Below are 14,339 nucleotides of genomic sequence, written 5' to 3' on the forward strand. Positions count from 1 at the left end.
AAAAGATGGAACCTTTAAAAACGCATAGGGGAAAAGCGGCCGTCTTAAACCGGATCAACGTCGATACGGACCAGATTATTCCGAAACAGTTTTTGAAAAGAATTGAAAGAACCGGATACGGCAGATTCGCGTTTTTTGATTGGAGATACCTTGAGAACGGTGAGCCTGATCCTGAATTTGAATTAAACCGCAAAGTCTATGAAGGCGCGTCCATATTAATTGCCGGAGAGAATTTCGGCTGCGGATCATCCCGTGAGCACGCTCCTTGGGCGCTGGATGATTACGGCTTCAAAATCATCATTGCTCCGTCATTTGCCGATATTTTTCATCAAAACTGTTTTAAAAACGGTATGCTTCCCATCCGTATGCCGTATGATCAGTGGAAAAAACTCGCCGGTCAATATGAAAATCAGTCTCTTAACATGACGGTTGATTTGGAAAACCAGCTCATTCACGACAGTGAAGGCAAAGAGATTTCATTTGAAGTCGATCCTCACTGGAAGGAAATGCTGATAAACGGCTATGATGAAATTTCATTAACGCTTCTGCTGGAGGACGACATTCAGCAGTTTGAATCGAAAAGAAGTTCATGGCTTCAAGCCTGAAAAAAGCCGCCCGGCATCTGTCCGGCGGCTTTTTTTACCGTGCGCACCATCCTTTCTTGTGTTTCCTGACGCGTGTTGATACACTTGAACAAAATAGCGCCTGAAAGGAAATAAAGTATGACGCATGACAAGAAAAAAGCTGATATCATTCCTTTCCCCCGTCTGAAAGAACGCTTGGTTGATAAAGGGATGGCCGCCATGAAGGATAAACAGTATCAGGAGGCCCTCGAACTGTTTTCAGAGGCGGTAAGCCACGGCGATACCGAGTCCGACGTACATTTAGGCATGGCGATTTGTTTTCTGGAACTCGGGGAATTGGAAGAAGCAAAACAAGTTTGCGAGAAAATGCTGAATGAAGGGTACGGCCATTATTTCACCGTGCTGCAGGTGTACATGACCATTTTAATTCAGCTGAAACAATATGAAGAAGTCAAAAGCACAATTGAAGCTGTGCTGGAAGAAAACCAGCTGCCCGCAGAAAGTGCGGAGCAATTCTACCGGCTGCTCGAATTCAGCCGCAAAATGACCGATCCCGACCAGCAGGATGAAGCGTGGGAGGAGGAATACGAGGACATTCTTGATGCGGAAAAAGTGCTGAACAGCCCCGCTGAACAAATGAATCTGATTCATTCTCTCAAAGACCGCAATATTGCAAAATACACGGGTCTCTTAAAAACGATTCTTCAAGATCCGGGCGCTCATCCTCTTATCAAGACGATGATTTTGACGCTGATGGCGGACCATGACTACAGCAAGCCGGTCCATATTACAAAATTCGGCGATTCAATGACCGCGGTTCCGAGTGAAACGGTTCAGCCTGATGCGGCTCCGGTTTTGCATCGCGTTCTCCGGGTGCTTGATGAAACGCTCGGCAATGAAAACCCTACATTATACGCTGCCGTCGAGGAGCTGTGGAGAAGGCATCTGTACGTCCTGCACCCTTTTATGCCGAAGTTTTTGAACGCAGATTTATGGGCGGCGGCGCTTCATAAGGTCGGTTACGAGATGCACGGCATTGACATTGAGCCGGAGGAACTTCACATGATGTACGAGTTTGACAGCCGCGAACTCGAAGAAGCCTGCACGATGATTAAGGATATTGAAGAAATTTCTTATTTGTAAATCACACCATATAGTTGAAAGCGGTAGGCGTTATGTTATAATATAGTGGTTGTATTTATGTATAGCGGTTTAACTGAAATGAGAATTACGGTTGGACAGGCTGCCAGTTCATTACATAATGATTCTGATTCAAGCGGTTTTTTCTTTGACAAAGCCGCGGATTGCTTTAGAATGGAAGACCGACACAACCTGAATAGATTTTTGGAGGGAAACACATGTCTGTAAAATGGGAAAAACAAGAAGGCAACGAAGGCGTATTAACGGTTGAAGTTGACGCGGATACGTTCAAAACAGCTCTTGATGATGCATTTAAAAAAGTAGTAAAACAGGTTTCTATTCCTGGATTCCGCAAAGGGAAAGTTCCCCGCGGTTTATTCGAACAGCGTTTCGGCGTTGAAGCTCTTTACCAGGATGCTTTAGATATTTTACTTCCTGTAGAATACCCTAAAGCGGTTGAAGAAGCCGGCATCGAACCTGTAGACCGCCCTGAAATCGATGTTGAAAAAATCGAAAAAGGCGAAAGCTTGATTTTCACTGCAAAAGTGACTGTAAAACCGGAAGTGAAACTTGGCGACTACAAAGGCTTAGGAATCGAAAAAGATGACACTGCCGTTACTGACGAAGATGTACAAAACGAACTTAAAGCTCTTCAAGAGCGTCAGGCTGAGCTTGTCGTGAAAGAAGAAGGCGCTGTTGAAAACGGCGATACAGTCGTTCTTGACTTCGAAGGTTTCGTTGACGGCGAAGCGTTTGAAGGCGGAAAAGCTGAGAACTACTCACTTGAAGTAGGATCAGGTTCATTCATCCCGGGCTTCGAAGAGCAGTTAACAGGCCTTGAAGCAGGCGCTGAAAAGGATGTTGAAGTAACATTCCCTGAAGAGTACCACGCTGAAGAGCTTGCCGGAAAACCAGCTGTTTTCAAAGTGAAAATTCATGAAATCAAAGCGAAAGAGCTTCCTGAGCTTGACGACGAATTCGCAAAAGACATTGACGAAGAAGTTGAAACGCTTGCTGAATTAACTGAGAAAACAAAAAAACGCCTTGAAGAAGCAAAAGAAAACGAAGCTGACGCTAAATTGCGTGAAGAGCTTGTTCTGAAAGCATCTGAAAACGCTGAAGCTGATGTTCCTCAAGCGATGATCGACACTGAGCTTGACCGCATGCTGAAAGAATTCGAACAGCGTCTGCAAATGCAAGGCATGAACCTTGAGCTTTACACTCAATTCTCAGGCCAAGATGAAAACGCGTTAAAAGAGCAAATGAAAGAAGATGCCGCAAAACGCGTAAAATCAAACCTGACTCTTGAAGCGATCGCTCAAGCTGAAAACCTTGAAGTAACGGACGAAGAAGTTGAAGCTGAGCTGACTAAAATGGCTGAAGCTTACAACATGCCGGTTGAAAACATTAAGCAGGCAATCGGTTCAACTGACGCGATGAAAGAAGATTTAAAAGTTCGAAAAGCAATTGATTTTCTTGTAGAAAACCGTTAATATGGTTCATAATAATAGACATAATAAAACAGGGCGCGATTAATTCGTGCCTTGTTTTGTACAATTATGATATAACTCTTTTTCTTGGGGCAAGATAGTCATTGCCGGGCTGTTTTTCGTCATACATATAGAATGTGCAAGTGCGAAACACATTGTTACCGTCTTACTGGAAAGTATGGTAAAATGCAATACATACTCGATCGTAGCAAGAACCGTTTTCTTTTGCCCTTCAGGTAAAAGAAAAAGTGAGACAAGATTAAGGGGTGAAAGAATGTTTAAATTCAACGAGGAAAAAGGACAATTGAAATGCTCGTTCTGCGGAAAAACGCAAGATCAGGTTCGTAAGCTGGTTGCAGGACCGGGTGTATATATATGCGACGAATGTATTGAGCTCTGTACAGAAATCGTAGAGGAAGAGCTTGGTACAGAAGAAGAAGTCGAATTTAAAGACGTTCCGAAGCCGCAGGAAATCCGTGAGATTCTGAATGAATATGTCATCGGACAGGATCAGGCGAAGAAATCACTTGCGGTTGCGGTATACAACCATTACAAACGCATCAACTCCAACAGTAAAGTGGATGATGTCGAGCTTTCTAAAAGTAATATTTCTTTAATCGGACCGACTGGAAGCGGGAAAACACTTCTTGCCCAGACGCTTGCGCGTATTCTGAACGTGCCGTTTGCGATCGCGGACGCTACATCTCTGACTGAAGCCGGATATGTCGGTGAGGACGTAGAAAACATCCTCCTCAAGCTGATTCAGGCAGCAGACTATGATGTGGAAAAAGCAGAAAAAGGCATTATTTATATCGATGAAATCGATAAAGTAGCGCGAAAATCTGAAAACCCGTCCATTACACGCGACGTATCAGGCGAAGGCGTTCAGCAGGCGCTGCTGAAAATTCTTGAAGGAACGGTTGCAAGCGTGCCGCCTCAAGGAGGACGCAAACATCCTCATCAGGAATTCATCCAGATCGATACGACGAACATCCTGTTCATTTGCGGCGGTGCATTTGACGGCATCGAACAAATCATCAAACGCCGTCTCGGACAAAAAGTCATCGGCTTCGGCTCAGATAATAAAGCGGCAGACCTTGAAAAAGAAGAACTGCTTTCTAAAGTTCTTCCGGAAGACTTGCTCCGTTTCGGTCTGATTCCTGAATTCATCGGCCGTCTTCCTGTCATTGCAAGCCTTGAGCAGCTTGACGAAACGGCACTGGTTGAAATTCTGACTAAACCGAAAAACGCACTCGTCAAACAATACAAGAAAATGTTAGAACTTGATGATGTCGAGCTTGAATTTGAAGACGAGGCATTATCTGAAATTGCGAAAAAAGCGATCGAGCGTAAAACAGGCGCACGCGGCCTGCGTTCTATCATTGAAGGCATCATGCTTGACGTCATGTTTGATCTGCCGTCCCGCGATGATATTGAAAAATGTGTCATTACCGGAGCGACAGTCGCAGACGGTGAAGCACCGCGTCTTGTATTAAAAGACGGCACAGTTGTCGGCCAAGATAAAACATCAGCATAACATGACAAAACCTCCTGACTCGAATTGATCAGGAGGTTTTTTTTCTTGTCCTGACCCTTCTGAAAATGTTTATTCCGGGCTTTGCTGGGAGATACTAGCGGACAGAGGAATGAATTGGATACATAAATCGTTTTTTCAGGAGGGACCAGCATGAGTTGGACAGGGATCGCATTATTTGTACAGCTGTTTTTCGGGATAGTCATCGGATTATATTTTTGGAATCTGCTCAAAAACCAGCGTACACAAAAAGTGACGATAGATAAAGAATCAAAAAAAGAAATGGAACAGCTGCGCAAAATGCGCGCCATCAGTTTATCAGAACCTTTATCAGAAAAGGTGCGGCCGAAAAGCTTTCAGGACATTGTCGGCCAGGAAGACGGAATTAAAGCGTTAAAAGCAGCGCTTTGCGGACCGAACCCGCAGCACGTCATTATTTACGGTCCTCCAGGAGTCGGTAAAACGGCTGCGGCGCGGCTGGTATTGGAAGAAGCGAAAAAACATAAACAGTCACCGTTTCAAAAGCAGGCTGTTTTTGTTGAACTTGATGCGACGACCGCGCGGTTTGATGAACGGGGGATTGCCGATCCGCTTATCGGTTCAGTGCATGATCCGATTTATCAGGGAGCGGGAGCGATGGGCCAGGCAGGCATTCCGCAGCCGAAACAGGGGGCTGTGACCCATGCTCACGGCGGGGTATTGTTTATTGATGAAATCGGCGAGCTTCATCCGATTCAGATGAATAAAATGCTGAAGGTGCTTGAAGATCGAAAAGTATTTTTAGACAGTGCGTATTACAGTGAAGAAAATACGCAAATACCGAATCACATTCATGATATTTTTCAAAATGGGCTTCCGGCAGATTTCCGTTTGATCGGAGCGACAACGAGAATGCCGAATGAAATTCCGCCGGCCATCCGTTCGCGCTGTCTTGAAGTATTTTTCCGCGAGCTGGAAAAGGATGAACTTAAAATCGTTGCGAAAAAAGCAGCCGACAAAATTCAGAAAGAGATTTCTGACGAAGCTCTCAGTGTGCTGACCACATATACGAGAAACGGACGTGAAGCCGTCAATATGATCCAGATCGCCGCCGGCATGGCGGTGACTGAGGACAGAAAAGAAATTACGACAGAAGATATAGAATGGGTTGTTCATTCCAGTCAGCTTACACCTAAAAATGAGCAGAAAATCGCCGATGAACCGCAAGTCGGCATCGTGAACGGACTTGCCGTCTACGGGCCGAACAGCGGCGCATTGCTGGAAATCGAAGTGAATGTCACACCTGCGCAGGACAAAGGAAGCCTGAATATCACGGGAATTGCAGAGGAAGAAAGTATCGGCAGCCAATCGAAGTCGATCCGCCGCAAAAGCATGGCGAAGGGATCTGTGGAAAATGTTCTGACGGTTCTGCGCACAATGGGCATCAAACCTTCAGACTATGACATTCACGTGAATTTTCCGGGCGGAGGCCCGATTGACGGACCTTCAGCAGGTATCGCGATGGCCGCGGGGATTTTTTCCGCGATTCACCGCATCCCGATCGACCATACGGTGGCGATGACGGGAGAAATCAGCCTGACGGGGCTTGTCAAACCGATCGGCGGCGTCATTCCGAAAATTAAAGCCGCAAAACAGGCCGGAGCAAAAACGGTCATTATCCCATATGAAAATCAGCAGTCCATTCTGAAACGAATAGACGGAATCACCATTAAAGCGGTAAAAACGTTCCAGGAAGTGCTGGACGTCATATTGGTTGACCCTCCTTCAGAACAAAAACCGTTTGATATCCAAATGAATAAAGAATCCGTATAAACCCCATTTTTATAATGGGGTTTTTTTATGGAGGACATCTTTTCCTTTTTCAGAACAGAAAGAAAGGGTATACTACGAAGAGACTGTTTTATATACAGGGCAGGCGGATAAGCCGATTAAAGCCCGATCCCGGAATTGTACAACGATGAAAAAGTTGTATTATAATGGTTCATACTAAAGTCACGGAGGTGTCAGTCACATGGCAGAAGATACAAAACGCAGCATCCCGCTCCTCCCTTTAAGAGGCTTATTGGTATACCCGACAATGGTTTTACATTTAGATGTAGGCCGTGACAAGTCGGTTCAGGCTCTTGAACAGGCAATGATGCATGATCATATGATTTTTTTAGCCACTCAGCAGGATATTTCGATAGACGAACCGGGTGAAGAGGATATTTTCGCCGTCGGCACTTATACAAAAATTAAACAGATGCTGAAGCTGCCCAACGGTACGATCAGAGTGCTTGTAGAAGGAATTCAGCGGGCGCAGATCCTTGAATACACCGAACTCGAAGATTATACTTCGGTCGATATACAGCTGATGCATGAGGATGATTCAAAAGACGTGGAAGACGAAGCGCTTATGCGGACGCTGCTGGACCATTTTGACCAGTACATAAAAATTTCTAAAAAAATCTCCGCAGAAACGTATGCGGCTGTGACTGATATTGAAGAGCCCGGCAGAATGGCGGATATCGTCGCTTCTCATCTCCCGCTGAAATTAAAGGACAAGCAGGACATTTTAGAAACGGCGGATATTAAAGAACGTCTGAATAAGGTCATCCGTTCCATTCATAATGAAAAAGAAGTGCTGGAGATTGAGAAAAAAATCGGTCAGCGCGTCAAACGTTCGATGGAACGCACTCAAAAGGAATACTACTTGCGTGAACAGATGAAAGCCATTCAGAAGGAGCTTGGCGACAAAGAAGGAAAAACCGGCGAAGTTCAGTCGCTCACGGAAAAGATAGAAGAAGCAGGCATGCCTGAGCGTGTCAAAGAAACGGCGCTTAAGGAATTAAGCCGTTACGAAAAAGTGCCGTCAAGCTCAGCGGAAAGCTCTGTTATCCGCAACTATATTGACTGGCTCATCGCCCTTCCGTGGTCGGATGAAACAGAAGATAAACTTGATATTAAAAAAGCCGGGGAAATCTTAGATAAAGAGCACCACGGCTTAGAGAAAGTGAAAGAGCGGATTTTGGAGTATTTGGCCGTGAAACAGCTGACGAAAACGCTGAAAGGGCCGATTCTTTGTCTGGCCGGACCTCCGGGAGTCGGTAAAACATCTCTTGCAAAATCAATCAGTACGAGCATGGGGCGCCGTTTTGTGAGAATTTCACTGGGCGGAGTGCGCGATGAGTCTGAAATCCGCGGGCACCGGCGTACATACGTCGGAGCGATGCCGGGCCGTATTATACAGGGGATGAAAAAAGCCGGTAAACAAAATCCGGTCTTTCTCCTGGATGAGATCGACAAAATGTCGTCTGATTTCAGAGGCGATCCGTCTTCGGCGATGCTTGAGGTGCTGGATCCGGAACAAAACAGCACATTCAGCGACCACTATATTGAAGAGACGTTCGATTTATCGAAAGTGCTGTTTATCGCGACTGCGAATAACCTTGCTTCCATACCGGGACCTCTCAGAGACAGAATGGAGATTATCAGCCTGTCAGGCTACACTGAAAACGAAAAGCTGGAGATCGTGAAGGACCACCTGCTTCCGAAACAAATCAAAGAGCACGGGCTCACAAAGAGCAACCTGCAGATTCGGGACCAGGCGATTACGGACATCATCCGCTACTACACGAGGGAAGCCGGCGTGAGAACGCTTGAACGCCAGATTGCCGCCATTTGCCGAAAGGCTGCAAAAGCCATTGTGTCTGAGGAGAGAAAACGCATTACCGTTACAGAGAAAAATCTGGCCGACTATCTCGGAAAACGGATATTCAGATACGGACAGGCGGAAACCGAAGATCAAATCGGGGTTGTCACGGGGCTTGCGTATACGACGGTCGGCGGAGATACGCTGTCAATCGAAGTGTCATTGTCACCGGGAAAAGGAAAGCTGATTCTGACCGGGAAGCTTGGAGATGTCATGCGGGAATCAGCGCAGGCCGCTTTCAGTTATGTCCGCTCGAAAGCGGAACAGTTCGGAATCGATCCGAAATTCCATGAGAAGTATGACATTCATATCCATGTCCCTGAAGGAGCGGTGCCGAAAGACGGCCCTTCTGCCGGTATTACGATGGCCACGGCGCTCGTTTCAGCATTAACGGACCGTGCGGTAAAACGCGAAGTCGGTATGACGGGAGAAATCACGCTGCGGGGCCGCGTGCTTCCGATCGGCGGACTGAAAGAAAAGGCGCTCGGCGCGCACAGAGCGGGCCTGACCACTATTATTGCGCCTAAAGATAACGAAAAAGATATAGAGGATATTCCAGAAAGCGTCAGAGAAGGACTGAAGTTTATATTCGTTTCTCACCTGGATGACGTTTTGGAACATGCCTTAGTAGGAGAGAAGAAATGAAAGTCACAAAGTCAGAAATCGTGATCAGCGCGGTCAAACCCGAACAGTACCCTGATGGGGGGCTTCCGGAAATCGCGCTGGCGGGAAGATCAAATGTAGGAAAGTCATCTTTTATCAATTCATTAATCAATCGGAAAAACTTGGCCAGAACGTCATCAAAACCGGGGAAAACACAGACCTTAAACTTTTACATCATCAATGATGAATTGCATTTTGTCGACGTTCCCGGGTACGGATTTGCGAAAGTTTCCAAAAGCGAGCGGGAAGCATGGGGGAGAATGATTGAAACCTATATGACGACCCGCGAAGAGCTGAAAGCCTGCGTGCAGATTGTCGACCTCAGGCACGCGCCGTCTGCTGAAGACGTGAACATGTATGAATTCCTGAAGTATTACGGCATTCCCGTCATCGTTATCGCGACAAAAGCGGATAAGATTCCAAAAGGAAAATGGGACAAGCACTTAAAGGTTGTCAAACAGACGCTTGATATGGATCCTGAAGACGAGCTGATTTTATTTTCCTCTGAAACGAAAAAAGGCAAAGATGAAGCATGGGGAGCCATTAAAAAAATGATCAGCCGGTAATGAAAAACCCAAAACGCAGTGCGTTTTGGGTTTTATCGTATAGTTTTGTTCCGCTTGATAAACAATAATAAAAGGCTGATTCCGATGAAAACATACGGCCAGTATGTTTTGAAGTGTTCCGTCGGAATATGGACGGACTCCAGCCACGCCGTAATTTGTTTAAAGAAGTATAAAAAGAGGGAAAAACCAATCATGGCAACCGCTTCGTATACATATTCTTTTCTGGCTGCCGCAAATAAGGAGAATCCGAAGACGAAGAGAATCATTTCAAAATCTCCCGGCCACCATGAGAGCTCAGGTTTGGCGAAAAAGTGTAAACCTATACCGAAAAGAAGCATGCCGATCAGGACGTGAGGCCCGGCCGCTTCCTTTTTGCCCTGATACAAGAGCACGGCACCCAAAAGCATAAGGAGCACCGGCCATTCCCCCTGATTCGCAAACAGGTGAACCTGTCCGCTCTGAAGCCATGCGAATAATGAAGCGGCAAGCAGAAGTCCCGGTAATAAAATTGATGTTTTTTTCATCCTGTCACCTACCCGCAGTAAAGGATTTTTAGTATGATGATTACAGTGGAAACGAGCTTTTTATACTATAGCATAACATTTTTGAAATCTGTTCACATTTTCCCGAAGAAACTATGTTATAATTATTATAAATAATAAATTCTATGTTAGAATGATTATAAATAAATTGCGATGTACGGGGGTGCATGAAAGCGATGCATATTCTTGTTGTGGGAGTAGATTATAAATCCGCCCCTATTGAAATACGCGAAAAAATAAGTTTTCAGCCGGATGAGCTTGCAGAAGCGATGCTCCGTTTACAAGGAGAAAAAAGCGTTCTTGAAAACATTATCGTGTCAACCTGCAACCGCACCGAAATATATGCGGTGGTCGACCAGCTTCATACCGGCCGTTATTATATAAAGACATTTTTATCCGAATGGTTCTCGCTGCCGAAAGAAGAGCTGTCTCCGTTTCTGAAATTTTATGAGAGCGACGCGGCGATCGAGCATTTATTCCGTGTGGCGTGCGGTTTGGATTCCATGGTCATCGGAGAAACGCAAATACTCGGCCAGGTCCGCTCAAGCTTTAAAACGGCGCAGGCAGAAAAGACGATCGGCACCATTTTCAATGAGCTGTTTAAACAGGCGGTGACCGTCGGCAAACGCACGCATGCTGAAACCGATATCGGCGCCAATGCCGTTTCCGTCAGTTACGCCGCCGTTGAACTCGCGAAAAAAATCTTCGGCTCATTGTCAAATAAGCACATTTTGATTCTCGGTGCGGGAAAAATGGGCGAGCTTGCCGCAGAAAACCTGCACGGTCAGGGCATCGGCAAAGTAACGGTCATCAACAGAACGTTTTTGAAGGCAAAAGCGCTTGCTGACCGTTTCTCCGGAGAAGCGCGCAGCTTAAACCAGCTTGAACATGCACTTGCTGAAGCTGATATTTTAATCAGTTCGACAGGCGCAAGTGATTTCGTCGTGTCTAAAGAAATGATGGAGAGAGCGGGCAGACAGCGGAAAGGCCGTCCGTTATTTATGGTGGATATCGCTGTGCCGCGAGACCTCGATCCGGCGCTGAACGATCTTGAAGGTGTTTTTCTGTACGATATTGATGACCTTGAAGGAATCGTTGAAGCCAACTTACAAGAACGCCGTGAAACCGCTGAAAAAGTCGAGCTGTTTATTGAAGCGGCAATTGTTGAGTTTAAGCAGTGGCTTAATACGCTCGGCGTTGTGCCGGTCATTTCGGCGTTGCGTGAAAAGGCGCTGTCCATCCAGTCCGATACGATGCAGAGCATTGAGCGCAAGCTGCCTCATCTGACGGTAAGAGAGAAAAAACTTCTCAGCAAACATACGAAAAGCATCATTAACCAAATGCTGCGCGACCCGATTCTGAAAGCGAAAGAGCTTGCGGCTGAAGCGGATTCAGATGAAAAGCTGAAGCTGTTTATGCAGATATTCGATATTGAGGAAGAGGCCGGCCGCCAGCTGGACAAAAGCCTGGGTAACCGCCAGACGGTTCATTCGTTTCAAAAGGCAGAAGCAAAAACGGGCTTACGTCCGCTTGTAAGTGAGTGAGGGCTGTATGATTGATACAGCAATGGCAAGACTTAATGAAGCGACAATTGTTATTTATGCAGTAAGCGTCCTTTTTTACTTTATAGATTTTCTTCAACACAACCGGAAGGCTGGGAAAATGGCCTTCTGGTTGCTTTCTATTGTCTGGACTCTGCAAACCGTCTATCTTTCTTATTTCATGTGGCAGACGGGCAGATTTCCGGTCTTGAATATTACAGAGGCCCTTTACTTTTATGCGTGGGTGCTTGTCACGCTCTCACTTGTGGTCACGCAGATTCTGCGCGTTGATTTTATCGTGTTTTTCACGAATGTCATCGGTTTCTCGATGATTGCGATCCATACGTTTTCACCGACGGATCAGCATTCGGCCGCTTTTTCCGGCCAGCTGGTCTCAGAGCTTTTGGTCATTCATATTACAATGGCGATTCTGTCTTACGGCGCTTTTTCCCTTTCTTTTGTCTTTTCGCTTCTTTATCAGTTTCAATATTCTTTATTAAAGAAGAAAAAGTGGGGAAAATGGCTTTTGAGAATTGAAGATTTGTCAAAACTTGATTATATGGCTTACGTTTTAAATGTCATCGGGGTTCCGATGCTGCTGTTGAGCCTGATATTAGGCGTGATCTGGGCGTATGTGTCGCTGGAAACGCTGTACTGGTTTGATTCAAAAGTGCTCGGTTCGTTTATTGTGCTGCTTTTATACAGCTACTATTTATATATCAGAATGATTAAGGAACTGCAGGGAAAAGTGGCGGCGTTATGGAATTCAGCATGTTTTCTCGTGCTGATGATTAATTACTTCCTGCTCGGAAGCCTGTCGCAATTCCATTGGTTCAGTTAACGCACGCGCCCAAACAGATTCGGGAGGAAAGAAAATGAGAACGATTAAGGTAGGTTCCAGACGGAGCAAACTGGCTATGACCCAGACAAAATGGGTGATTAACAAACTGAAGGAATTGAACCCTTCCTATAACTTTGAAATCCGGGAGATTGTCACAAAAGGCGACCGCATCCTTGATGTTACACTGTCAAAAGTGGGCGGCAAAGGTTTGTTTGTCAAAGAGATTGAACAGGCGCTGCTGCATCAGGAGATTGATATGGCGGTTCACAGCATGAAAGACATGCCCGCCGTTTTGCCTGAGGGTCTTGTCATAGGCTGCATACCGAAACGTGAGGATCCGCGTGATGCGCTGATTTCAAAGGGGCATCAAAAGCTGGACGACATAAAAGAAGGAGGCATCATCGGCACCAGCAGTTTAAGAAGAAGCGCCCAGATTCTTGCTGAACGCCCAGATCTTACAATTAAGTGGATCAGAGGCAATATTGATACGAGACTTCAAAAGCTTGAAACGGAAGATTACGATGCTATTATTTTAGCGGCTGCGGGACTTTCGAGAATGGGCTGGAAAGATGATGTCGTATCTGAATTTCTCGAACCGGACCGCTGTCTGCCTGCGGTCGGCCAAGGCGCTCTTGCCATTGAATGCAGAGAGTCGGATGAGGAGCTTTTGAAGCTGTTTGCGCAATTTACCGATGAGTATACGCAGCGCACGGTGGCAGCCGAACGGGCTTTCTTACACGCGATGGAAGGCGGCTGCCAAGTGCCGATAGCCGGGTATGCGTCCGTCAATGACCGGGATGAGGTTGAATTGGTCGGTCTTGTCGCGTCTCCGGACGGAAAGACGATTTATAAAGAAACAGCGGCGGGACATGATCCGGAAGAAATCGGAAAACGCTGTGCGGCGATGATGTCTGAAAAAGGAGCCAAAGCACTAATCGACAGCGTGAAACAGGAGCTCGATCAGGATGGCAAATGACCTTCCTTTACAAGGAAAGACCGTGCTTGTCACTCGGAACAAAAGACAGGCCGCTCCGTTCCGAAAAAAAGTAGAGGCGCTCGGCGGAACGGCTGTTTCCGCTTCGCTGATCGCTTTTCAGGAAGCGCTCCCGGATGAATGTGCGGACAGTCTGCGGGAAGACCTTTCTGAGCCGGGATGGCTTGTGTTTACAAGCGTAAACGGTGTCCGGTTCTTTTTTTCCTATCTTGATCGTCACGGTCTTGCGCTTTCGGGACGGAAAAAAATCGCAGCCGTCGGTGAAAAGACTGCGCGCGCCCTGAAAGAGCGGGGAGCCCGGACGGATGCGATGCCTGACGAGTATGTGGCGGAATGTCTGGCTGATACTTTAAAACGGCACGCATCAGCTGCCGAACCCATTTCAGTGATAAAGGGCAATTTATCACGCGATGTCATAAAAGCGGAGCTTGAGCCGCATGGCTATCAAATAAGGGAATGGGTGTTATACAATACCATTCAGGATGAAAAAGGCATGGACGAGCTGAGACGGGCTGCATCCCGCTCTCATTTTGATTTTATTACGTTTACCAGCTCATCGGCGGTGCATACGTTTATGCACGCGGTCGGAGACGGAGAAAAAGCGTGGGAAAACAGCGGTGCGAGCTATATCAGCATCGGCCCTTTGACAGAGAAAGCGCTCTTGGAATACGGGATCTCATCCCATGTGCCTGACACTTATACGATTGAAGGCATGCTGGACGTCATGTGCAGCATGTCGGGAAAGGATTGATA

General features: G+C 46.4%; 12 protein-coding genes. 11 read left to right on the forward strand and 1 reads right to left on the reverse strand.

The genetic code is table 11. The features are described from left to right. Window positions 1-5: 5 nt before the first annotated feature. The 7 genes from leuD (at window position 6) to yihA (ending at window position 9,668) form a co-directional block, all read left to right on the forward strand. Entirely contained in the window at window positions 6-605 is a 600-nt protein-coding gene (leuD, locus tag AC3WTF_RS04995) for a 3-isopropylmalate dehydratase small subunit (protein WP_327965751.1), read from the forward strand. A gap of 117 nt (window positions 606-722) precedes the next feature. Continuing rightward, window positions 723-1,727: a DNA damage checkpoint antagonist DdcA gene (gene ddcA / locus AC3WTF_RS05000; protein ID WP_007408147.1), complete on the forward strand. Its 1,005-nt coding sequence runs from the start codon at window positions 723-725 to the stop codon at window positions 1,725-1,727. 215 nt (window positions 1,728-1,942) lie between these two features. After that, a complete protein-coding gene (gene tig / locus AC3WTF_RS05005; RefSeq protein ID WP_007408148.1) occupies window positions 1,943-3,217 on the forward strand; it encodes a trigger factor in 1,275 nt (424 codons plus the stop codon). Between the two features lie 271 nt (window positions 3,218-3,488). Then, entirely contained in the window at window positions 3,489-4,751 is a 1,263-nt protein-coding gene (gene clpX / locus AC3WTF_RS05010; protein ID WP_007408149.1) for an ATP-dependent protease ATP-binding subunit ClpX, read from the forward strand. A gap of 150 nt (window positions 4,752-4,901) precedes the next feature. Next, the gene (gene lonB, locus AC3WTF_RS05015) at window positions 4,902-6,560 is read left to right on the forward strand and encodes an ATP-dependent protease LonB (RefSeq protein ID WP_012118116.1); all 1,659 of its coding nucleotides are present in this window, start codon (window positions 4,902-4,904) and stop codon (window positions 6,558-6,560) included. Between the two features lie 199 nt (window positions 6,561-6,759). Continuing rightward, a complete protein-coding gene (gene lon, locus AC3WTF_RS05020; protein ID WP_007612896.1) occupies window positions 6,760-9,084 on the forward strand; it encodes an endopeptidase La in 2,325 nt (774 codons plus the stop codon). Beyond that, window positions 9,081-9,668 (forward strand): ribosome biogenesis GTP-binding protein YihA/YsxC, encoded by a 588-nt coding sequence (gene yihA, locus AC3WTF_RS05025; protein ID WP_003152626.1) that lies wholly within the window; start codon window positions 9,081-9,083, stop codon window positions 9,666-9,668. The genes lon and yihA overlap by 4 nt, the downstream gene beginning before the upstream one ends. Window positions 9,669-9,700: 32 nt before the next feature. Here yihA and AC3WTF_RS05030 read toward each other — a convergent pair whose 3' ends face one another. Then, window positions 9,701-10,192 carry a hypothetical protein gene (locus AC3WTF_RS05030; RefSeq protein ID WP_015240316.1) on the reverse strand — a complete coding sequence of 164 codons (492 nt, stop codon included), beginning with the start codon at window positions 10,190-10,192 and terminating at the stop codon, window positions 9,701-9,703. A gap of 194 nt (window positions 10,193-10,386) precedes the next feature. Here AC3WTF_RS05030 and hemA point away from each other — a divergent pair, with 194 nt between their 5' ends. The 4 genes from hemA to AC3WTF_RS05050 are packed head-to-tail and all read left to right on the forward strand — an operon-like array spanning window position 10,387 to window position 14,337. Next, on the forward strand, window positions 10,387-11,754 hold the full coding sequence (hemA, locus tag AC3WTF_RS05035; protein ID WP_129003683.1) for a glutamyl-tRNA reductase: 1,368 nt from the start codon (window positions 10,387-10,389) through the stop codon (window positions 11,752-11,754). Window positions 11,755-11,761: 7 nt separating this feature from the next. Continuing rightward, window positions 11,762-12,592, forward strand: a complete 831-nt coding sequence (locus AC3WTF_RS05040) for a cytochrome c biogenesis protein (protein WP_007408154.1) — start codon at window positions 11,762-11,764, stop codon at window positions 12,590-12,592. Window positions 12,593-12,626: 34 nt separating this feature from the next. Beyond that, a complete protein-coding gene (hemC, locus tag AC3WTF_RS05045; RefSeq protein ID WP_007408155.1) occupies window positions 12,627-13,568 on the forward strand; it encodes a hydroxymethylbilane synthase in 942 nt (313 codons plus the stop codon). Continuing rightward, window positions 13,558-14,337 carry a uroporphyrinogen-III synthase gene (locus AC3WTF_RS05050; protein ID WP_032866584.1) on the forward strand — a complete coding sequence of 260 codons (780 nt, stop codon included), beginning with the start codon at window positions 13,558-13,560 and terminating at the stop codon, window positions 14,335-14,337. The genes hemC and AC3WTF_RS05050 overlap by 11 nt, the downstream gene beginning before the upstream one ends. The last annotated feature ends 2 nt before the right edge of the window (window positions 14,338-14,339 follow it).

Source organism: Bacillus sp. EB106-06-01-XG163 (assembly GCF_058791615.1).

What these genes read in the sequence shown, in the direction of transcription:
- hemC (WP_007408155.1), top strand. Translation starts at nt 12,627, where the DNA reads ATGAGAACGATTAAGGTAGGTTCCAGACGGAGCAAACTGGCTATGACC.
- ddcA (WP_007408147.1), top strand. Translation starts at nt 723, where the DNA reads ATGACGCATGACAAGAAAAAAGCTGATATCATTCCTTTCCCCCGTCTG.
- lonB (WP_012118116.1), top strand. Translation starts at nt 4,902, where the DNA reads ATGAGTTGGACAGGGATCGCATTATTTGTACAGCTGTTTTTCGGGATA.
- tig (WP_007408148.1), top strand. Translation starts at nt 1,943, where the DNA reads ATGTCTGTAAAATGGGAAAAACAAGAAGGCAACGAAGGCGTATTAACG.
- clpX (WP_007408149.1), top strand. Translation starts at nt 3,489, where the DNA reads ATGTTTAAATTCAACGAGGAAAAAGGACAATTGAAATGCTCGTTCTGC.
- yihA (WP_003152626.1), top strand. Translation starts at nt 9,081, where the DNA reads ATGAAAGTCACAAAGTCAGAAATCGTGATCAGCGCGGTCAAACCCGAA.
- lon (WP_007612896.1), top strand. Translation starts at nt 6,760, where the DNA reads ATGGCAGAAGATACAAAACGCAGCATCCCGCTCCTCCCTTTAAGAGGC.
- AC3WTF_RS05040 (WP_007408154.1), top strand. Translation starts at nt 11,762, where the DNA reads ATGATTGATACAGCAATGGCAAGACTTAATGAAGCGACAATTGTTATT.
- AC3WTF_RS05030 (WP_015240316.1), bottom strand. Translation starts at nt 10,192, where the DNA reads ATGAAAAAAACATCAATTTTATTACCGGGACTTCTGCTTGCCGCTTCA.
- hemA (WP_129003683.1), top strand. Translation starts at nt 10,387, where the DNA reads ATGCATATTCTTGTTGTGGGAGTAGATTATAAATCCGCCCCTATTGAA.
- leuD (WP_327965751.1), top strand. Translation starts at nt 6, where the DNA reads ATGGAACCTTTAAAAACGCATAGGGGAAAAGCGGCCGTCTTAAACCGG.
- AC3WTF_RS05050 (WP_032866584.1), top strand. Translation starts at nt 13,558, where the DNA reads ATGGCAAATGACCTTCCTTTACAAGGAAAGACCGTGCTTGTCACTCGG.